The sequence below is a fragment of the Pasteuria penetrans genome (assembly GCF_900538055.1).
Taxonomy (GTDB): domain Bacteria; phylum Bacillota; class Bacilli; order Thermoactinomycetales; family Thermoactinomycetaceae; genus Pasteuria; species Pasteuria penetrans.
The window spans coordinates 426,923-449,693 of the sequence record NZ_UZAC03000001.1 but is presented as its reverse complement, the minus strand read 5'-3'; the positions used below and the strand labels follow the sequence as shown (position 1 = coordinate 449,693).

The window sequence follows — 22,771 nt, the reverse complement described above, 5'->3', positions numbered from 1 at the left end:
GCAAAGGGTGTGTACCACATGCCAAGGAAATGAACATGTAATTCCCTTTCGTAGGTCACCCTCTCCCCATTTTCATCCTGCCATAACAAAATAACCCCCAACATTCGTTCTGTGCGGAATAAACCAAGTCCCCAGCCAATCCCTGCCCATAATCATCATTGAATCTGTAAACTATTTTCCAGTATCCCTCTCCATAACTACTGATCTTAATGCTACTTGTTATGATGATCTTATCCATGCCATGATCCCTGGGAACTTATCCTCGCTAATTTATGTCCCGCGTTCGTTGAACCAGCGGATTTTTCTTGAAGGTAATCCAAACAAGAAATTGTCATCGGAAATGAAGGGCGAAATATAATCGATAGCAATATGGCAATACCCAAACAGATGCATACATTCTACCAATAAGAATTGGGGGTCCCCTATTCCTAATCCTCCACAGTCCAATGCTCCCCTACCTCCCCTGTGGCAATACGAAACAGGATCAATCCTCATTTCTTGTATAGTACCCCTACATTCATAATTCATAACTCGTCCCCTGGAACTGTGATCATACCTCAGACCTTCTGCATCCCGATTCATAAACCAGTGCTATGACCTCCGCCGAGATATAGACAAACTACAATACTAATGAGATCACCTGTTTTAAAATATAGGGGAGACGAACGTTCAAAAGGTTGTCTCACCCTTCCGTACACCCACCCCATTTTTGGAATCCACTCACGGGCGAATTCAACGGCCCCGCGTAGTTACCAATGGATTGATAACCACCCGAAATCATGAGTACATAGGGTATCCCCCTATTCCAAAGGGTAAGGAATAGGGGATCCAATCTTCAATAAATATTTTTTTCATGTATTTTTTAGAATGGGTCATTGTTATTACACGGATTCGCGTTCGCCATACCTATTGTGCATTTTATTGTTGTACACGCTTGTATCTACTATAAACGAGGGACATTCCCCAAAAGATGCCCCCACGAAAATACAGGTCTGATTTCCTCGATTAGGGGGGGGCATGGAAATCAGGAGCCGATTTTCCTATGTATTTAGGATACATCATAGGATCCCCCCAGTTCTCTAGCCACTAAGATTTAGAAACCACCCTATACGAAAGGCCCAAAGAATGGGAAGAATCCATCCAACGATACCCCTACGAAGGGAAAATAAGCTAACCAATACCTCCTTCCCCCAACAATTGATCGTACGAACAGTACTATCTGTCTAGGTACATTAACAACTTGCTTGTCCACCCCTGCTAACCTATTCAACTTCCCTTTGCTTGAATTCTAACAAAAATTTCTTTCGTATCATTTTTGTATTTACCCCTTATGAGGCTGTTGTATAACATTTATGGACTAAATCAAGAATGGGACCGCCCCCAGAGATCCAGGATCAGAATCAACACCCCCTTTGGGACAATGCATACACCTGTCTGGATGTGCCATGATTCTTATCCCCATAATTTATCCCATTTAGAAATTATTTTTTTACCAAGAGGGAAGGATAGGATGTTTTCCTTTGTGATCATTTTCAAACGGAAAATCATTCCCATATAGATAAACAATCCCAAACAACCTATGCTAAGTACGATAATACAATCGTACATTTTTTTATGGGGGAAAGGTAAACTGTTTTCAAGGAATAGCAACGGAACGAATAGGATCAGGGACATTACCGTGGTACATAGGATGGGTTTGACGATGATATTCCGCAAATTGGGGGATAGTTTCTTTTCACGAATGATGTAACCAACATTAAGGCCACATTGAATGGCATAGGCTATTAGTGTGGCCCATGCCGCCCCCTCTACACCACCAAGGTAGGGAATGAGGGCGAAGTTACCCGATAGTTTAAGAGCAATGGCAAATAGAAGATGCCGAATGGGTATGCGATTGTACCCCAGCCCCTGCAGTATACTTGAGCTAACCAAAGAAACGTTGCCAAAAATTCCGGCGGTAACCAAAATAGCCAAAAAAAAGGAACCACGTGGATCCTTGGCTATGATAGTAACCAAATGAGGGGCCAATAAGGCTATCATCGTTGCCATGGGCAGGCTACTCATTGTGATTGTGGACCAAGTTTGTTCAATAGTACGACGAATGAGATTCTGTCTGTTTTTGGCGGAATGCCGAGCCAGGGTAGGAATAAGGTTGATAGCCAATGCCGTTGCAAGAATGTTCATAGCATTTACATAGGGATCACCCCGTCGGTAAATCCCTGCTTGTGTTTTTATATGAAATTCCGTTTTTGGGATTCCTGTTTCGGGAAGGAGATACTCAAAAGAAAAAGTGTCTATGGTTTGTAGGAGGGGTTGGGCCACTGCAACCAATGTGATGGGCCATGTGTGTTTAATCAACTTATAGGCTATAGTCATGAGGGGAGCTCGTTCCCGGCTTCTACTCCGATAGAGGTAACTGGGAACAGATCGAACAGATATTGGCGTGTAGGTTATGGGTTGACGTTCCTTCCGATACCAGACAACGAGCAATAGAAAGGCCACGAACGCCCCTCCTAGTGCTCCTGACATGGATCCTGCACTGAGTATTTCCCTGCTCGAACCCATTTGTTTCAATTGGTTCACTACCACGATCATAAATATAATCCTCACGATTTGTTCAACAATTTGGGAGACGGCCGTGGGTTCCATACGCTGATGGGCCTGAAAATAGCCACGGAGTACAGAAAGTGGGGGTACAAGGAGTATGGTTAGGGACAGAATATGTACGGAATCATCAAGCCCATTCAATGCTGGTAGATAGGGCGCACCAAACCAAAAGAGGATAGCAGCAAAACCGGCTGTAAGGAAAAGAATGGACATAGCAGCCCGGAAGGTGCGATTCACACTATAGAGATCCTTCCGTTCCAGTTGCTCTGCAATGAACTTGGAAATCGTGACAGGTATACCCGCGGTAGCAATAATATGGACAATATTGTATATGTAAACAGCATCTGTATACATACCTATGACTGCATCATCCGTCATGTGACGCAGGGCGATTTGGAAAACTACTCCCAGAACCCTGGTGATCAATGTTGCTATAAGGAGAAAAACGGTGCCATGAACAAGACTGCGTGCCAAAGTTTCTATCCCCCTTCCCCGGCGGGGATGGTGACCCGTGGATGAGATGATTTCCTATGATTTAGTTTTCCCTTTTCCCATCCATTCGTTGCCTATTGATTAGGGGAAATCTGTTAGGGGGTCGATAGGGGTATGGAATATTATTCGGAAAATTTTTTTATTTTTAACATTTTATAAAATAAATACATTCGGAAAATTAATTATAGGATAGTTCCCAGGCAAATGGAAATAGGCATAACAACCCCAAGGAGGCCCATTTGTTTTGGCCCCCCTCAGATTGTTATGCCCATTTCCATGGACAATAGGAGTGGGCACGATTCCCTTTATAGGAATTATTTTCCTCTCCACCAAATCAGTGCCCTCCTGCCAAAGGGGAGTGTTGCAATATCCTGAGACGTGATCAAACGAAAAGAAAAAGCAAGGGCAGTATAAATAGCTACCCCCATCGTTCCTATAATGATAATAGTCCCTAGATGCAAAAAACGTGAGGTAGAGGTAAGATGATTTTCTAACCAAATCATGGGTGGGAGGAGAAGGGTCGCCATAATCGCAGTACAAAACAAGGGTTTTAATACTATATGACGGAAATCGACAGTCAAATTTACCTCTCGTAGTAGGTATCCTGTATTCAAGCCACAGGCAACGGCATAAGCAACAATCGTAGCCCATGCCACACCCTCGATACTCCCCAAGAGGGGAACGAGGGTTAAGTTACCCAACAGTTTTAAAATAATAACCACAAAGAGATGGCGGATGGGAACCTTATCGTACCCCAAACCCTGCAAAATACTTGAGCTTACCAAGGATAAATTGCCAAAAATGGCGGAAACTGCTAAGAGAGTCAACACCATAGATCCCCGACTATCCCCGGCCATGAGTATGGTGAGGGAGGGAGCAAGCATACCCATCAGGGTAGTAGCGGGCAGGCTGATGGCAACTGTTATGAGCCACAATCTCCTAATCCTTGACCTGATTTTATTGATTTCCCCCCTTTTTAGATAGCGGGAAAGAGTGGGAATAATATTCATTGCGAGCACAACAGAGAGAATAGTAATGATGTTGACATAGGGCTCACCCCGACTATAAATGCCCATTGCAACTTTGTTATCGAAAATATGAACGGACTCGGGGAGACGGAGAAACGTAAGGGAATCAACCCCCTGAAAAAGGGGAAGGGAGAGAGAAGCCAGGGATATAGGAAGGGCATATCGCATGATTTGCCTCGCCAGCACAAGAATAGAACCATGTTCCCGCGCTCGACTGCGATAACGGGAGATGGGTACATTTTCAAACCCTATTTTCTCCTCCTGAATAAGCTGCTTTCGGTATTCCCTCCCGTAAAGAAAAACCATAAAGAGAAGTGCGACTATACCCCCTGCTAGAGCCCCCGACATAGCTCCTGCGCTAACCATGGATTTACTATAACCAGCGGCTGTAAACCAATAAACCAAAACGATCATAACAACTACTCGTACCAATTGTTCCAGGAATTGGGAAACACCGGTGGGTGCCATTCGTCTCTGACCCTGGAAGTATCCCCGTAAAGCCCCCATAAGGGGAACGAGGAGAACAGCAATGGACAAAACGCGTAGGGAGGGCTCTATTTCCATGGAGTCATATGTTTCCTGTTTTGAAATGATACGAGCAATCCAAGGAGACCCAACCCAGAGAAAGATACTCGCTGGAACACTAGTAAACGTCAATACAAAAACGGCTGCACGGAAAATACGACGAGCCCCCCAGGAATCCGCACAAGCGAGTCTCTCAGAAACGAGTTTAGAAACGGTAGTTGGAATGCCTGCAGTGGCGATAGTAAGTACGATACTATAAGTGGGATAGGTTAGATTGTACAGGCCAACTACGGATTCATCGGCAATAATTCGGAAAGGAAACCAGAATAAAAATCCCAGTATTTTTGTCAACAACATGGTGATGAACAAGAAGGTGGCACCATGTGCAAAATTGCGTGCCAACGGTTTCAACATCCCCCCAAAAATATATATCGCTCATTCTAACAAATCAGCGATTCTAGTGCGACTCCAGGATACTAAATAATCCCCATCGTATGTTTTCTATCGCCTTGTCCTTTCAAGATCCAAATTCACAACTCCTGATAACCGAGGGAATCGATGGGTGAACGTTGTTCCTATAACTTTTCCCCCGCATTTATTATGAAAGTGGCTCACAACAGAGATATAAATATTTTTAAATAAATTTTATAATTATATTTTTATTTATATTACTTGTTTCGGATTGTTAGGATCAATAAACCAAAGTTTGAAATCATAGTACTTACAAATGTAAAGGAGAGGAGGATGTTTGAACCCCTCGTTATGTCGGTTACTCCTGCACAGCTTTTAAGGGGGTATTCCCCTCTAGTCTAGATTGGGTTTTCTCCATTCTATAATGAGATTCCTGCTTGTTATTCTACACAACAAAAACTATGCATCCTTCAGATTTATGTAACACGCCCTTCGGATATGTGGGTCTATCTTGAAACCCGGACGAATATCAAGCCTGGGGGGCAATACTGGGAACAATTTTGGGACCATTGTTCGGTAAAATTGGATATTTCGTTGTGGAGCCCCATATTCACATTTTCCCAGACTCGACTCCTCTATTGTATACCAAATAGCATGGACATGTATATAATGGACGGATGCATACCAGTTCATTATGGGAGAAAGGTAAACCTATACCCAATCCATCCTGAAAAATACGGAATGAATCAAAAACCACCCAACGATATTCTGAGCATGGGATTCCGTCAGGATCCAGTCTATCCAGCATGCACAGAAGGAACAAAATAAGAACCAACTACCCTTACCTCTTTCTATAAATTAAGTAATAACACAAATATTTTTATAATATATTATTAAATTACTATAAAAATATTATAATAATCTTTTGATATTTTTTTCAGAAGAAGTACTCTGCTCTGCAATACTCTTTTTAAAATTTTATAATAAAATTATAAAAAATATTATATGTCAAAGGAACAGGGAAATGAAAAAAATCGCTACATCATAGAACCAAAGAAAAAAGTAGTGAAGGGGGCTCTGCATAAAGATATGTGTCCGAAGTTATTCGTAACCATGAACTCGTCCCCGGAACCGTCTAGAGTGGGGTGAAACAGTATAGGATAAAGGGGGATCTTTAGAAAAAAGTGCCCTTGCAATCACGATAGGAGGAAAATATTGGGATGTATGGAAAAGGATAGACACCCATCTAATCCATCCTTGAAATACAGAATCCGGAAAAAGCTACCTGATGATATTCCCAGCCTGAAGTTCAGTCAAGATCCCCTGATTCAACCTCAAGATCCAAAATCAGATAAAAGCTATCCGATGATATTCCGATCCCAAAATTGGATCAAGAGCCAATCATTTCATCTAAATGTTCTGTATGAATGAAATATTTAGAAAAAAATGACCCTAATAATTACTAAATAATTTCAGTAATTTCAGGGTCATTCTATTTTTTCTGTTTTCACTCGCTCTTTAATTTTTCTTAAAAAATCAAAATTTTTAGATATATTTAAACAAAACAAAAGGAGTCTAATCGGAACGGGTTCAGGGAAGAAGTAGCTGATGAGCCGTAGCGTACAGAATAGCCAGTTTTTCCTCCTTACATTCGTCTACGGACGATTCTAGGTTATAAAATCGATCCAACGATAAAATACTCAACGCCCCGAAGATTGCGGTTGCGGTCTCCCGCGGATGGATGAAAGAAAAATCCCCCTGGCGCGACCCCTCACGCAACACCCCGTCAATGAGATCCAAATAGGAACGAATCTTATTGCGGAGATGATACTGGCGTTGTTCAGAACCGAGGGACTCGGTTAGTAGGAGTTTCGTCAACTCGTGGTTGTTGTTGTAAAACTCCAATTGTGTTTCCAACAGGGTCCGCAGACGCTCATGTGATGTTTTTTTGTTGCGGAGACTGTTTATGATGCAATTGAGCAGCCGATCCATGCCTTCGTCGATCAAACACATAAATAGCTCTTCTTTGCTTTTGAAATGATAGTAGATTGTTCCTTTAGCTATCCCGGCTAATCTTGCAATTTCATCCATCTTAGCCTCGTGAAACCCATGTACCGAAAATATTCTGATGGCGGCCCGAAATATGACGCTAACCCTCTCGTATCTCTTCTTTCGCATGAGATGATTCTGTTGCCTCCCTGGTGTAATTTGATCAACAAAGAAAGAACGGGGTAGGAAAGATCCTACCCAAACGCGCCCGGAAGGATTCGAACCTCCGACACGCAGTTTAGGAAACTGCTGCTCTATCCACCTGAGCTACGGGCGCAAATGGACCACTCACTAATTTTTCCCCCTGTTGGCCTATTATAACCTGAACAAACCCAAAAGTTAAGCTTATAGGGTCGAAAAAGGAAGTTTATGTTGAAATGGCGATACCCGCAAGGTGATGACTACTAGGACCCTCGGTATAATAAGTTCAATGGAATGCAAGGAGAACGGGTCCCCTGTGAGGTATGAACACGAAAATGGCACGGAGGAAATTCTCGTTGGAATTCAAAAAAAGGGCATTTGAATAGATCAGGGGTGGAGGACAACATGTTGCTCAGGTACCTAGACAATATGACATTACAATCAACACACGATGAACCGTTGGATAAAGGAGGAAAACAAAGAGGACATATCGGCCCATACATTCCCCCTCAGTTGAGGTGTCATCCGATGAATTCTCCATCCCTTCGGTTCCTGTAAAAAGAGGTTGATGATTTGAAAAATCCCCTGAGTGATAGGGAATTGGAAATCAGTCGACTGGGGAAAGGGAGGAAGAATGGAGAAAAACCACTATGACTATGAAACTAAGGGGGAAAATAATGTGGGGGGGATCTTCATGGTGATCATGCGTCTAAGGTTGCTCGTAAACATAGACTCAATCCTAGGATCGTTTGAGGTTGGATGAAGAAGTAACAAGATAAAAGGGAATCCTCCAGGAAAAAAACAGGGATAGTACAAAAAAAGGGTTCCAGCGGACATACAATATGTTCTCTATATAAATGCTATATAATTAAGGATGAATTTGCCAATTGGGTAGAGAAATGAAAGATAAAAGGGGGATACTCAGCATAAAGATTTCTCCCCTTTCCCAACTCCATTAGTTCCGATGGGATAGCCGCCTGAACGCGACGTAAGTAGGAGGGGGCTGTTCGCCGTGTTCGCCGCCCTCCACTAAATCATCAACCTCCCCCCGGAAATTGAAGGGAGGGTCTATGATACCAGGGGACCTAATAGGGCATCCGTGGACATCAAGGGTATTGTATGTAAACCGCGTGAACGAAGGAAAAAAACTTCGCCAGATCGGGACGCATTCTGGCTGACCGATTCCATAGTACAAAATGTCCTGAATGCGAATACCCTTCCAGTTTCTGAATTCTACGATGATGGATACGGACACGAGCCCCAGACCACAAACCTATGTGTAGATAGTATCCCCCCTAAAGGAAACTACAGAATGTAGGGAACGTCGATTCCCCACACTTTAGATTAGAATTCTAATAGCGCCCCAACCCACAGAAAGGAGAAAAACGGGGGATACCACTATGGCATAACAACGGGGGATCGTTTCAAAAAATCCTACAGGGGCACACCATCAACGCGGAGGGGACACCCCTTCTCCCACCCACCATGCATATACCTATGATCACGTTTCACAAAAACGGATCCTCCCTTCCGTACCTTAGGAAAGAGAATCGTAGGGGAACCACAACCTATCTACAGGGTTCTTCTCCTATAACTAGTGGTTTCCACGCGAATCATCGAACCCTTGGGATTCCCCTTCTGAAGCTTCTACTGCCGATAAGGGTCATACCCATGATGAACGAGCTACCCCGGAACCTTGGGAAAAGAATGCAAACCAATGTGGGGATCTTGGGAACATCCCCACTCTCAATGCAAATAGCCTACTTGAACGAACCCCCCATTTTTTGTAGGTATTTCAATTGATATAGTAAAAAAGAGTGTACATCAACTTCACTTGTCCAGTGAACGGGATCAGGAAGTTTGTCCATAATATTTCGGAAATCGCACAATAAAAAAATAGGGGGGAGGGGAATCTTGAAACCACCACTAGTTTGGAAAAAACACGACATCAGTAAAGGTGGAGAGAGAGGTCGGAAGTCCTTTTCAAAGGGCAAGCTCGCTAGAGTTTTATAGAGAAGACGGGAACAAGGGGCTCGGAGAGGTTCAGAGAGGAATCCGTCTTACCCTAAATGATGGACAAGGATTCAGGGAATAAATCCCCCAAGGCGACTTTCAACTGGGGGGAACCGAGACAGGTCCGACAAAGGGGACCTACGTGGTTGGTGGCCATGAGGGTGGTTGCCCCCCATGGCTTTAATCCAAAAGCAGGTTCCGATATCCCCCTTGTTTCAACATCGACTGCATCTTTCGTCCTGCTTTTCCCCAGAGACGCTCCCCACCATTACTCTTTACAACAACAGCTCCAAGCGGTTTGAAACCTGCTACCACCTGCCGTTTCAAAAGACTCTCCCCATCCCTCATAGGACACGAAACCCCGTGTCCGTACTCATATTCATCAAAAAGGGGCAACCACGGACGACGTACCTGTCCGCGCTTTTGAACACCCCCCCAATCCGAATTATTATCTATCTTCTCCTGCTCTTGAGGTGTAAGTCCCCACTGCCATGCCAACTGTTGTAAATGCTGTTGCCCCCGCTGCCGATCACCCCGGTTTTGTTTTCTAAAACGTTCATCCATTACCCTATTATATTTTATATTATAATTAAATAATTAAAAAAATAGATCCAGAGACGGGTCCGCAAATGGCACAGGGGGGACAAAAAAGAGACCCTCCAGAGCCCCAATACCAAATTGGGAATGCAATTGTATTGTGTGTAGACATCGGTTTTGACATAGCCTACTATGATTCCCAATGCATCATCAACGGTCCGCTCGTGCTGATCTCCTCGATTCCTATCCAACAGAATCAAGCCCTGCCCTTTCCTAGCCGCTCATCATCAGGGTCCCTTTACCCTAGCAACACTAGACAGTTTGAAACACCTATTGACCCTACCCCGAAAAACCGGACAACCACCATCCTCTGTAGAACCTCCCAAACACATGTACACGCAATCGTCGAGTAGGGCTGGCATCTCAGCCAACCCTCTCACAGAACCACACGTAATACTCTCGCATTATGTGGCTCTTATTGCCCCATCTTAGCGTCTAATGTGTCCCAGTGCGCAAACAGGTCCCCGTACTTTCCTCGTATATACTGGATCCACCTACGAGCCTTTCGCATGCTACCGAGCTTCTTATACTTCTTTCTGTCGAGTAGACCCGGCATTTCAGCCGAGTCCCTCACAGAACTGGACGTGATACTCTCGCATCATCCAGCTCTTCTCATCCCATCCCAATCTTCAGACCCTTTAGGTCCTACTTCGATTATAGGAATGTTGCTCCGAGGTTCCAGTGATCTCCTCTAGCGGATCTCCCACTAGAGTTTCATTTTACTGTCCTCCTCAGGATGAGTCAGCCCCTTCGCTCCACTTCCATTACAGAAGCTTCCTCACTACTATGAGCTAATCCGACTTCGTGCACGGAACCTCAGTTGTCCTCGGTCTTTTCCATCTGGCGGCAGCCAGACGCCGCCGTACGACGATCTCTCAAGTTCCGATCAAGAGCCTACATCGGGTTCATCCCGCCTATACACCGCATGCCACCAGGGCAGTAGATAGGTCATCCCCCACGGCTCATCCCGACGTTAGGACCCCACATCGGTTTTGACATGAACTAGCCTTTTCGATGCGTCTTCGAACGGTTCGCTTTCGCTGATCCCCCCGATTCCCACCTGACAGGGTCATGCCCTGCCTTTTCCTAGATCGCTCACAACCAGGGCACTTTTTTACCCCAGCAGCACTAGGCAGTTTGTAACCTGCTACCTATCAGCCGGTTACGAAGGGCCGAGCAACCTTCATCTCTTGAACGACTTCTTGACACACGGCCCACCAGGCCAAAACATTGTCATCGAAACTCCGTAGTAGGGATTTCCTCAGATGTGAGGGATCAAAGACCCCATAGTAATTCACCCAGCCCCTCAATATGGGATTGGACCTTTCCGCCACCTCATGCAGTTCCATACCTGGCTCCATGTGTTTTCTTATTTCCTTCCCCCGCTTAGCTATCTTCTTCTTCGATTTCCGGCTGACAGCTGGATTGAATCCTAAAAACCTTCTTCTCCCTACACGGGTTACAGCCTGACGCGGGCAAAACGTAAACCCTAGGAAGTCAAAGGATATTCCTTTGTACTTCCCTGTCTTCCAGCCATCCTTGCAATAAAAGATTTTGGTTTTTGTCGGATGTAGTTCCAGACCACACTGAGCCATTCTCTGTTGCAGTTCCCCTAGAAGATTTTCGGCTTGGGCTTGATTTTCACAATGAAGGATCACGTCATCCACATATCTTTCGAACTCAATATCTGGATGATGTTCCTGCAACCATCGATCTAGGGCATAGTGCAAAAACAAATTGGCCAGTAGGGGGGCTTATGACACGACACCCCCTTGTGGTGTGCCCTTGGTCCTTTCTTCGATCGTTCCATCGGGTAGTTGTACCGAGGCTTTGAGCCATCTCTCACAATAACGGAGCATCCTTTTGTCAATGCCGCAATGTTTCAATGCTATGATAAGCAAATCATGCGGTATATTGTCAAAGAATCCCTTTATGTCAAGATCAATCCCCCAGGCATACTTCCAGCAACGACTCCTATTCCTATCTACTGCATCCAGGGCAGATTTCCCCGGGCAACATCCATAGGAATCAGGAACAAAGCGTGGCTCTAGGAGGGGTTCGAGTCGGTTCTTAACCACCGTTTGGGCGATCCTATCCCCTATTGTTGGTATTCTGAGGGGTCTCTTCCCACCGTCTGGCTTCGGGATTTCCACCCTTCGGACCTTAAACCTGCTTACCACCTGCCGGTTTCGGGGGTCCCCTCCCCCATCCCTCATAGAGCTCGACACGACACACGAAACCACACCATCCCCTGTATTCATTGAAAACTTACACATATGAAAGGGAAGAGAAATCAAAGTGTAAGCCATTTTTAATCCCCAGTCTATACCATTACAACTGCAAAAGAAGTACCATGGGACATAAGGAATGATTGTCAATAGAATCTAGAAAGGAACCCATCATCCTCCCGGCAACCTATATGACTCGTTCTCAAATTGACCTACCCCGAAAAACCGGACAACCACCATCCTCTGTAGAACTTCCCAAACATATGTACACACAATCGAAACCACACCGTCCCCTGTATTCATTGAAAACTTACACATATGAAAGGGAAGAGAAATCAAAGTGTAAGCCATTTTTAATCCCCAGTCTATACCATTACAACTGCAAAAGAAGTACCATGGGACATAAGGAATGATTGTCAATAGAATCTAGAAAGGAACCCATCATCCTCCCGGCAACCTATATGACTCGTTCTCAAATTGACCTACCCCGAAAAACCGGACAACCACCATCCTTTGTAGAACTTCCCAAACACATGTAAACGCAATCGAAACCACACCGTCCCCTGTATTCATTGAAAACTTACACATATGAAAGGGAAGAGAAATCAAAGTGTAAGCCATTTTTAATCCCCAGTCTATACCATTACAACTGCAAAAGAAGTACCATGGGACATAAGGAATGATTGTCAATAGAATTTAGAAAGAAACCCATCATCCCCCCGACAACTTATATGACTCGTTCCCAATAGGAATCAACTGCAATCATTCAAAAGTGAGTATAGAATCCATGCTCATAAAAAAATAAAAATTAAATTAGTGAAAGGGGCATTCCAAATGAGGATCCCATACAAAGTCATCGCTTCCACAATGGCCCTAGGTACGATAGCAGCCGCTGCCTTCTCCCCCTCCTCCCCCGCATCAGCATCCAGAATAACAGCAACAGCCTATTCTAACTGTGATTACTCCCCCTACAGCTATTGTGTCAGTAGCTACCAACAACTCCCCTACCCGGTTATCTACCAACCAACGCAGGTCAGCTATTACGTGAATAACTTCCCCGTTCAATGGCAAAACCGTGTCTCCATCTTCAACATCCACACCCAAAGAGTAGAATACCACTATAAACTAAACATAAATAATTCCATTTACTTTGTACCAGAAAACGTTTACCAACGATTCGCCTAAAGTGTGTAAACACACTATCGCCCCAACCGTAACCTTTATAACCCCAAAGGGAGAGCAGAGCGCTATAAGCCTGCTCTCCCTTTAGTGTCTCTACCCACTAGAAGCAGATAACAACAAGGAAAAGGCATCGTCCTTGCAATAGGGTTTATAGAACCCTATGCCAAAGAACCCCGCTACCAATTTCAAAAAATTCGGTTATGTTCAGTAGGAATGACACTTCAGCCAACCCTCTCGCAAAACTATACCTGAGGGACACATTTTTTCTCAAATAAAAAGCGCATACCGGAAATTTCATTATGTATATTTTACTTATATAAATATTATTACTCAACATCAATGAACAAAGTTTTAGATAGCAGTACTCATAGACGAAAATGAGAGAAGGATGCCCCATCTATCCAAACTCTGGTTGAGTCCCATAGGGAACCTATCACGGATGAAAGACAGAAGACACCTTACCATCCAATCCACCCCACGAGTTGAGGACGGAGTAGGCCCGCTATTTCATCCAAATCCATACCAACTCCGCCTTGGATAACCAGAGCTCCCTAACATGCCAAGCCAAGCCATCTTGGCTTTTAGATTCTTGGCTTACGGCCAGTGTGAAATCCACTGATCCAACCCCTGTCCGATGACTTCTGACCTCACGGGGACTTAAACCGTAAAATCAGAAAACCATTCAATCCCCTTCATCCCATCCCCACTACAGGGACTTCGTCACCACTATGAATTGATCCAACTGTGTGCATGGAAACTCCAGTTTATTCTCGGTCTTTGTTTACCTCTGTCGACAAACGACGGGCACCATACGACGTCGAATAGACCTGGTGGTATTCATACCAAGCCCCCCATAGAACTGGACTCAACAGCGTTATATCTGGCTCTTCCCATCTCCACATAAATCAACGGTGCACAACGTGTGTCCATTATGATGGTTGTGTAAACGGGCAGGACTGGTATGATTTCCCGTTCTCCACTTGATCTTTCCGGGAACCAGTCCGACAAAGCTGGCCCCTTTGCCCCACTTCCATTGCGGAGCTCCCTAGCTACCTACAAACCTGTACGATCCTAATATGGCAAGACCCCTCGATATCCCCTGGCTTTTACAGCCTGGCGACGATCATCTGCTAGGCGTCTACACGACAGGTTTCCCAAGCGGTTGCACGGAAAAAGCCTGGATTGAGTTCGTCGAGTAGACCCGGCATTTCAGCCGAGTCCCTCACAGATCCGGACATGATACTCTCGCATCATCCGGCTCTTCTCATCCCATCCCAATCTTCAGACCCTTTAGGTCCTACTTCGATTATGGGGATGTTGCTCCGAGGTTCCAGTGACCTCCTATAGTGGATCTCCACTAAAGTTGTCGTTTGATCTCCTCCAGCGGATCTCCCGCTAAAGTTCTCATCTAACTGTCCTCCGCAGGATGAGTCAGCCCCTTCGCTCCACTTCCATTACAGAAGCTTCCTCACTACTATGAGCTGATCCGACTTCGTGCACGGAACCTCGGTTTGTCCTCGGTCTTTATACATCTGGCGACAGCCAGACGCCGTACGACGATCTCTCAAGTTCCGATCAAGAGCCTAAATCGGGTTCATCCCGCCTGAACACCGCATGCCACCGGGGCAGTAGATAGGTCATCCCCCACGGTTCATCCCGACGTTCGGGACCCACATCGGTTTTGACATGGACTATACCTTTCGATGCGTCTTCGGCTGGTTCGCTTTCGCTGATCTCCCCGATTCCCACCTGACAGGGTCATGCCCTGCCTTTTCCTAGATCGCTCACCACCGGGGTGTTTCCACACCAGCAGCACTAGGCGGTTTGTAACCTGCTACCTATCAGCCGGTTACGAAGGGCCGAGCAACCTTCATCTCTTGAACGACTTCTTGACACACATCCCGCCCGTACACCGCATGCCGCTAGGGCATAGGTCTTCCCCCCTAGCCTCGATCCAAGGGTAGGGATCCTTACCCTCCGATTTCGACATAAAAGGTCCATTTCGATGCGCCCTCGTTCAGTTCGCTTGCGCCATTCGCTTGCGCCATTCGCTTGCGCCATTCCCCAACACTCATCGGACTATTCCTTTTCAAATAAACAACATTCCTTACCAAAATATAGTAAAAATTTTGGGATCACGGCTTTCGCCAGGCCGCCAGGAAGAAGGCATCCGGTACCCAATGATCCTTTGGCAGGATCTGCAACCAATGGGGAGAGGACCCTAACACAACTCGATCCCGCACATTCTGAGGAAAACGACGCAGTAATTCAACATCTGGTAGAAAATCGGGAAAATCTGATTGAAATTCATCCACACGATGAATTGTTTCCTCCTCTGTCCAGGTACAAACAGCATAAACCAATCGACCCTTCGGACGCAGGCAACGCGCAGCGGCACACAATAACTTGCGTTGCAGGATCGCCAGGGAAACAATCTGATCCTCTGTAAAACGCCATTTCAACTCCGGTTTGCGTCGCAATACACCCAAACCTGAACAAGGCGCATCAAGTAAAACAGCATCAAAAAAACCTTTAGGTTCAAAATTGAGTAAATTTTGCAAACGAACGTCAATGGAAACCAATCCGAGCCGTTCCTGCATCCCTTTCAGCAAGAGAACACGATGAGGTTTACAATCACAAGCTACTATCGTTCCTTGATCCCCCATCCGCTCTGCTATATGACCCGTTTTACCACCCGGGGCCGCACAAGCATCCAAAATGTATTCCCCCGGCCGTGGATCTAAGGCATAGGTAACCAACATGGAGCTCTCATCCTGTAACGTACACCAACCTTTTTTCATCCATTCAAAAATGAGGGTAGCCGCCCTCGGTCCCCCTCCATGTAAACTCTCCGGCAAAAATTCAGAGGGTACCACCTCTCCCCCACCCAACTCACAGAGTTTCACAGGGGTTGTACGTAAGGGATTCACCCGCACATGCAACGACGGTAAACGAAGCCAAGATACAGCAATATCCAAGGCCCGATTCCGTCCATACTGATTCTCCAACCTCCGCAACATCCAGGCGGGTACAGAAACATAGGACGACCGTTCCGGCAATGTGGTGGGGGGAGGAGGAGCCGATTTTTCCTCTCGTTCCCGCTGACGAATCGCCGACCGCAATACCCCATTGACCAACCCAGCTAGTTTGGGAAAACCATGGGTACGGGTTGACTGTACAGCCTCATTTACGGCCGCATAGGCAGGAATTTTATCTAGGTAGAGGATTTGATACAGGGCCAACCGGAGAATTCGCTGAATCCATAACGGTAGGGATAGTAAACCCTTGGGGAGGAGAGGGTGGAGAATGGCATCTAGGGCACCACGATACTGAAAATAACCATAGAAAAGCTGTACCACCAGACGACGATCCTGATCCGACAACATAGACGGTAAATCGCGTTGCAACAATAGATTAGAATAGGCCCCCTGATCCTCTACCTTTCCTAACAATGAGAGAGCCACCTCACGCGCGGACATCAACCAACCACCCCTGGAAGAATCCAACGATCCCCTACATCCACTGAATGTCCCCTCAGCCAATCTCGCATGGGCAACCTCCGCTTCCCAGCCGGCTGGATCGTAAGGAGACCTAACTCATCCTGCTTGGCCCCCAACCACAAAACACCTTGATCCCGATCTATAGATGTAACATATCCGGATCCCAATGTCGTTGTTGCAGGACGCCAACACACCTCCCACACCTTCCAAATTTCCCTATTGGCGCGCTGTAAAAAAGCACCCGGCCAGGGGGACAAGCCACGGACACGATAGCTCAATTCTTGTGCCGTTTGCTGAAAAAAATCCAATCTCTCATCCAAACGCTTCACATTAGGGGCATAGGTAACCTTTTCCGGGTCCTGTGGTACTGGGGACAGATCGCCTGATGACCAAGCCGGTACAATGAATAACAGCAATTCCGCACCTACCTGACTGAGACGATCATGTAGCGTACCCACATCGTCACTTGGTTCAATCGGAATTGCCACCTGTGCTACCATATCCCCTGCATCCAATTCCTTTACCATAATCATGATGGTCACACCAGTCTCCCTCTCCCCCCGGATGAGCGCCCAATGAATAGGCGCCCCACCACGGTAACGGGGCAGGAGAGAGGCGTGAACATTGAGACAACGATAACGAGGCAACGTTAGGATATCATCAGGAATCAACTGTCCATATGCAGCGGTCACAATGAGATCCGGTTTCAACCGGTGAACCGCGTCCACTGCCTCCGGTGCGCGTAACCGTATAGGCTGTAGCACAGGAATCCCATGTTGGAGCGCCACCTGCTTCACGGGGGTAGGGGTACAAACCTGTTTGCGCCCTACCGAACGATCGGGCTGTGTCACGACACCCACCACTTGACAATCATCCGAACCCAATAATGCCCTCAAACTAGGGATAGCAAACTGTGGTGTACCCATAAAAACAACTCTCATTACAGTGTTCCTCCTGAGGACGGAAATGTACGGGAGGAACCAGAAACATCGTCGACTGATTGTCCTTCATCCCGGTTCTCATACTGGGAACGGGGGAACACCTCCTTTGCCCGATCAATGAACAATATACCATCCAAATGGTCCATCTCATGTTGCAACACACGGGCCAAAAAACCCTCCGCTTCCAACTGAATATCCCCCCCATTCCTATTTTTCCCCTTTACCCTCAGGTAATGAAAACGAACCACATTTCCTAGTAAATCAGGAATCGATAAACAACCCTCTAGGGGTTCTGTTTGCTCGCCCGTCGCTTCCAAAATCTCTGGATTGATCAGTTCGTGCACACGTCCCTCCGCATCATCGGGATCATAAGCCACCAATACTCTCTTTTGAACTCCCACTTGCGGAGCTGCCAACCCCACCCCGGAAGCATTCTGCATTGTCTCTACCATATCGTCTAGAAGACGATGGAGACGAGGACCAAAGAAAACCACGGGATAGGTTGAATGGCGCAAAATGCTTGCCGGATGCTGAACTATAGTGCGGATTGCCATCTTTACTTCAAACCCCCTTTGCTACCATTACATCCGCACCCTCTAAGGTAACACGGATTCGCATTTTTTCCCTCTTTTGTTCCTCCAATACCCAGGTACGTAAGGATGATAAAACCCGTCGGTAGGCCGTCGGATCTATCGGCAATTTCATCACAATTTGCATACGATGGCGATCCGCCAGCCGCGGAATGGGAGCCACCACAGGTCCCCATATCTCCGAAGCCACCTCGGATAATTCCCGCCTGCAACGTTCCACCCAAACGTTCGCCCTCTGCCAGACGATTTCACGATCGGGATGACTCATCAATACTGTACCCAACATACAAAAAGGTGGATAATGATGTGCACGACGCATTTGTAATTCACGCTGATAAAAAATATCACTATTCTGTTGCGCCGCCAACGCAATGCTGTAATGCTCAGGATGATAGGTTTGGATGATCACTCGACCCGGATTATGCCTCCCTGCCCGCCCGCTGACCTGAACCAGCAGCTGGAAGGTTCGCTCGGCCGCCCGATAATGGGGCCAGTGGAGAAGGGTATCCGCAACAACCACACCCACCAAGGTCAAACGGGTAAAATCAAGACCCTTGGCAATCATCTGCGTACCCAACAGAAGATCCGCCTCACCCGCCGCGAAAGAAGCCAGCATACGCTCATGGGCTCCCCGCTTCTGGGTAGTATCCACATCCATCCGCAATACCCGTAGGGTGGGAAAAAGCTGTTGCAAGGCCATCTCTACCCGTTGTGTTCCCATACCCATGGGGTACAGACGATCGCTATCGCAATTGGGACAATGGGTAACAGGGGGAATATGATAATCGCAGTAATGACATAAAAGCTGGTGTACCTGTTTGTGATAGGTAAGGGTTACATCACAATGTTCACAACGAATGGCCTCCCCACAATGACGACAAAGCAGACAACTTGAAAAACCACGCCGATTGAGAAAAAGCATGGCCTGTTCCCCCGACCGATAGCAGGACTCCAACGCCTGATAAAGGGATTGGCTGAACATATGCCGGGAGCCATCGAGTGTTTCCCGTCGCATGTCCACAATACTCACCGGTGGCAAAGGGCGTTTGCAAACCCGTTCTGACAATACAAGATGTTGATAGTAGTTACGACGGGCCAAGCAATACGTGGGAAGGGAAGGAGTAGCCGATCCTAACAAAAGTACACATCCATGATAACGGGCTCGCTGGTGTGCAATGGCTACAGCATGATATGCTGGATTCCCATCTTGTGCATAAGTAGATTCGTGCTCTTCATCAATGACAATGATACCCAACCGATAAAGGGGAGCAAAGACAGCCGAACGGGCCCCCACGACAATATCCACCTTACCCTGCCGAATCCTTTGCCAAACCGCATATCGGTCGCTATCCACTAGACCACTATGCCATACCACCACGTTGTCCCCAAAACGGGACTGCAAACGGGCAACTGTCTGTGGTGCCAATGCAATCTCCGGCACCAGAACGAGGGCACCCTTACCACGGGACAGTACCTCGGATATGGCCCGCAGATACAATTCCGTTTTACCACTCCCCGTTACTCCCTGCAAAAGTACAGGTGCGTAAACATCCCGTCGTATGATGGAACACAATGACTCCCATGCCCGTGCCTGACCCGGCACCAACGGCATCGGTTGTTCCTGTATCCCATCATGATTTCCCCCCCCCCATTCCAGTAACGTCCCACCCTCCATGATCTTAAGGTACCCCAACTCCACCAATCGCCGGACCGCCGACCGTGATATCCCCGTTATCCCCAATAGATCCCGCAAGCGGATTCTCCCCGGATGATCCATTCCATACTGCAATACCATCCGCTGACGAACAGCACGCACAGATAGATGAGCCAGTCCCTCTGCTAACTTTTTTGGCGGTTGCCACTCCACCCAGAGCACCTTCGATGCCTGTCCACCCTTCTGATGATCTTCATAAACCAATAAACCCTCCTCGATTAAGGATCGCAAGAGATCTGCATCCACCCCCGATAAGGACAACAATTCCTTCACGGATGAACTACGTTTCCCCTTCTGGCGCCAGTGGGTGAAAATAGGCTGCGCTGCTAAACTCGACAAAAAACGGTCAGCATCTACGTCGCCCTGCCTCAGCCTCCGACCTATGGTACCACGCACAGCCACGGGAACCATGGTTGCTAAGGCGTGACCCAAGGTACAAAAATAGCGTGTGGCCATATAGTCAGCAATTTTCAAAAGTTCAGGAGTCAGAAGAGGAAGGGGATCGAGAACTGCCTCTAGGAAACGATACGAATCCGGTACCGTGGACAGAGAACGGAGCTCGTAGACAAAACCGTGATGAATCTGTTTGCCGAAGGGGACACAGACCCGACTCCCTTGCTTAACTTTTTCTACCAATGGGACTGGAATACGGTAGGAAAAAATCTGATCCAACAATCGTGAGGGTTCATCCACGACTACATCAGCGATCCGTTCTACCATCATAATCCAGACGCCCTCCCACCCAGGCTACCAGTTGGTCTGCCAATTGGTATTTGGTAGCCAAAGACCAATGGATCACCTTTCCACCAGAATAGCAAATAGTGAATCGGTTGGTATCACTCCCCGCTCCCTCCATTGGCTTACCCACTTGGTTGATCACAATGGCATCGAGTTTTTTATTCCTCCGCTTCTCCTCCGCCCTTGCCTGTACCGACGTACTCATCGGGTTCCCTGTTTCAGCAGCAAATCCCAGTAGGAATTGTCCAGGACGTCGCTGCTTCCCTGCCCAAGCAGCTATATCAGCCGTTAGGACGCAAGGCAAAAAAAATTCCCCAACGGGTTTGGGTTTTTTCTCTGTTTCAAATTGCTGCGGACGAAAATCACATACGGCCGCTACAAAGAAAGCAACATCAACCTGAGATAGATACTTTTGAACCTTCGCCAACATATCAGCTGCTGTCTCTGCAGGAATAACCTGTACACCCAACGGTGGTGATAGGGAAACGGGACCACTGATCAAAAGTACCTTCGCACCCGCCCTCTGGGCTGCCCCTGCCAGAGCATAACCCATCTTACCAGAGGAACGATTGGTCAAATATCGCATGGGATCTATGGGTTCAATCGTCGGGCCCGCTGTAATAAGCACCGTGCGTTGTTGCCAAACGCTGCGATTACCCTGGGATTGGGACAATTTTCCTTTTACATGTTGAACAATGACCTCTGGTTCTGCCAATCTCCCCTCTCCCTCAGAACCACAGGCCATCCTACCCGTACCAGGGGGCACAAAGGAAACACCCCTGGACTGTAAAATTTCCCGATTCACCCGCACGGCAGGGTGATCATACATTCTGGGATTCATAGCCGGCGCAAAAACAACGGGAGCACGAGTCGCTAAAAGCAAAGTGGAAAGTAAATCTCCAGCCAAACCCTGTGCCAGAGAGGCTATCTGGTTGGCAGTTGCAGGGGCCACCAACACCAAATCAGCACTCTCTGCCAAAGCAATATGCCGGATGACAGAGGGATCAGGCTCAGAAAACAAATCCGTAGCTACGGGCTGCCCTGTTAGGGCCTGTAGGGTCAAGGGTGTGATGAATTTACTAGCTGCCGCTGTAAGAATCGTTGAAACTTTACAACCCTGCTGCGTCAATTGACTCGCCACGGACGCTGCTTTGTAGGCAGCAATCCCGCCGCTGATTCCTAATATTATGTGTGGCATCCTGATTTCACACCCCCTAGTGTATCCCGAGCTTGGATTAAAAACATACTGGGATAAAAACATAGTCGAAAGCGAATAGATTCAAAAAATATTATGTAATCCATCATCACTTATAAAAATCGGAAACGCCCACACTAATCCCATCGAAATAAAGGGCATAGTGGATCCCACGGGAAAACACGGGTCCCACCCCACTTCAGTATGCACCCATTTCCATCAGAACCCACCAATCGTCCCATCCCCTTCCCTCATGATCTCACCCTCTTCATTGGACGCATCCCGAACTCATAAGATCAAATGCCAAGTACTTATGGAATGAATCTGGGAAAAGAAAGACCTCGCACGGGGAAAAAAACTGGATCCGACAGGACCCCAAAATTCTGGACACAATGCTGGCGAGGAAACAACCCCCCCGATCCCTGTCTATCTAAATAAGGTATTTCATTTCTTAAAAGCAGCCTCTTAAGTGAATATTGAATAGAAAACCATGACATAATCCAAACGATGATGACTACCGCTACCATGATCCACACCGGGTATACACGAAATCTGTTGCATTCATCATCCCCGTGTATCCCACTGAAACCACCCAATTCACAACCCAGATAGGACCCCCCCTGTCCCCAGGAAGTTCCAAAATTAGGATAGGGTACCATTCAATGTTATAAAAATTCTACCATCCCTGGACTTGCGCTACCGATCCATGGAACACCCAGAGAAAAAAACGGAAGACGGGAAAGCTGCTTCCTCCAAATACCATGCGTACTAGGGAACAACTGGATTACCCGTAGTAGAAAACCGGTTGTGTGTAAAACAA

At 46.8% G+C, this 22,771-nt stretch carries 15 protein-coding genes, 1 tRNA gene and 1 pseudogene; 1 reads left to right on the top strand and 16 read right to left on the bottom strand.

The genetic code is table 11. The annotated features are described in order from the left end of the window. Positions 1-1,452: 1,452 nt before the first annotated feature. The 8 genes and pseudogenes from PPRES148_RS01795 to PPRES148_RS01765 form a co-directional block, all read right to left on the bottom strand. Positions 1,453-3,081 carry a putative polysaccharide biosynthesis protein gene (locus tag PPRES148_RS01795; protein WP_149452960.1) on the bottom strand — a complete coding sequence of 543 codons (1,629 nt, stop codon included), beginning with the start codon at positions 3,079-3,081 and terminating at the stop codon, positions 1,453-1,455. Positions 3,082-3,413: 332 nt separating this feature from the next. Then, positions 3,414-5,054 (bottom strand): putative polysaccharide biosynthesis protein, encoded by a 1,641-nt coding sequence (locus PPRES148_RS01790; RefSeq protein WP_187820373.1) that lies wholly within the window; start codon positions 5,052-5,054, stop codon positions 3,414-3,416. Positions 5,055-6,653: 1,599 nt separating this feature from the next. Continuing rightward, complete coding sequence (locus PPRES148_RS01785) at positions 6,654-7,241, bottom strand: TetR/AcrR family transcriptional regulator (RefSeq protein WP_149452958.1); 588 nt, start codon at positions 7,239-7,241, stop codon at positions 6,654-6,656. Between the two features lie 74 nt (positions 7,242-7,315). After that, positions 7,316-7,389, bottom strand: a tRNA-Arg gene (locus PPRES148_RS01780). Between the two features lie 2,057 nt (positions 7,390-9,446). Beyond that, positions 9,447-9,830 (bottom strand): hypothetical protein, encoded by a 384-nt coding sequence (locus PPRES148_RS01775; protein ID WP_149452957.1) that lies wholly within the window; start codon positions 9,828-9,830, stop codon positions 9,447-9,449. A 448-nt stretch (positions 9,831-10,278) separates the two neighbouring features. Next, positions 10,279-10,437 (bottom strand): hypothetical protein, encoded by a 159-nt coding sequence (locus tag PPRES148_RS10460; RefSeq protein WP_187820370.1) that lies wholly within the window; start codon positions 10,435-10,437, stop codon positions 10,279-10,281. A gap of 580 nt (positions 10,438-11,017) precedes the next feature. Further along, positions 11,018-11,257, bottom strand: a complete 240-nt coding sequence (locus PPRES148_RS12500; protein WP_281289969.1) for a group II intron maturase-specific domain-containing protein — start codon at positions 11,255-11,257, stop codon at positions 11,018-11,020. 96 nt (positions 11,258-11,353) lie between these two features. Continuing rightward, positions 11,354-12,079 (bottom strand): annotated as a pseudogene (locus PPRES148_RS01765) (reverse transcriptase domain-containing protein); the annotation flags it as partial. An 846-nt stretch (positions 12,080-12,925) separates the two neighbouring features. On the opposite strand from PPRES148_RS01765, the gene PPRES148_RS01760 reads away from it, so the two are divergent. Further along, entirely contained in the window at positions 12,926-13,276 is a 351-nt protein-coding gene (locus PPRES148_RS01760; RefSeq protein WP_149452954.1) for a hypothetical protein, read from the top strand. An 834-nt stretch (positions 13,277-14,110) separates the two neighbouring features. Here the strand turns inward: PPRES148_RS01760 and PPRES148_RS10450 are convergent. The 8 genes from PPRES148_RS10450 to coaBC form a co-directional block, all read right to left on the bottom strand. After that, complete coding sequence (locus tag PPRES148_RS10450; protein ID WP_187820366.1) at positions 14,111-14,281, bottom strand: hypothetical protein; 171 nt, start codon at positions 14,279-14,281, stop codon at positions 14,111-14,113. Positions 14,282-14,848: 567 nt separating this feature from the next. Further along, entirely contained in the window at positions 14,849-15,022 is a 174-nt protein-coding gene (locus PPRES148_RS10445; RefSeq protein WP_187820365.1) for a hypothetical protein, read from the bottom strand. A gap of 66 nt (positions 15,023-15,088) precedes the next feature. Continuing rightward, complete coding sequence (locus PPRES148_RS01755; RefSeq protein WP_149452953.1) at positions 15,089-15,334, bottom strand: hypothetical protein; 246 nt, start codon at positions 15,332-15,334, stop codon at positions 15,089-15,091. A 74-nt stretch (positions 15,335-15,408) separates the two neighbouring features. After that, the gene (rsmB, locus tag PPRES148_RS01750; protein WP_149452952.1) at positions 15,409-16,752 is read right to left on the bottom strand and encodes a 16S rRNA (cytosine(967)-C(5))-methyltransferase RsmB; all 1,344 of its coding nucleotides are present in this window, start codon (positions 16,750-16,752) and stop codon (positions 15,409-15,411) included. Beyond that, positions 16,752-17,714: a methionyl-tRNA formyltransferase gene (gene fmt, locus PPRES148_RS01745; protein ID WP_149452951.1), complete on the bottom strand. Its 963-nt coding sequence runs from the start codon at positions 17,712-17,714 to the stop codon at positions 16,752-16,754. Before fmt ends, rsmB begins: the two co-directional genes overlap by 1 nt. Further along, complete coding sequence (def, locus tag PPRES148_RS01740; RefSeq protein WP_149452950.1) at positions 17,714-18,268, bottom strand: peptide deformylase; 555 nt, start codon at positions 18,266-18,268, stop codon at positions 17,714-17,716. Before def ends, fmt begins: the two co-directional genes overlap by 1 nt. 7 nt (positions 18,269-18,275) lie before the next feature. Beyond that, positions 18,276-20,741, bottom strand: a complete 2,466-nt coding sequence (priA, locus tag PPRES148_RS01735) for a primosomal protein N' (RefSeq protein WP_149452949.1) — start codon at positions 20,739-20,741, stop codon at positions 18,276-18,278. After that, positions 20,719-21,954: a bifunctional phosphopantothenoylcysteine decarboxylase/phosphopantothenate--cysteine ligase CoaBC gene (gene coaBC / locus PPRES148_RS01730; RefSeq protein WP_149452948.1), complete on the bottom strand. Its 1,236-nt coding sequence runs from the start codon at positions 21,952-21,954 to the stop codon at positions 20,719-20,721. Before coaBC ends, priA begins: the two co-directional genes overlap by 23 nt. Positions 21,955-22,771 lie beyond the last annotated feature (817 nt).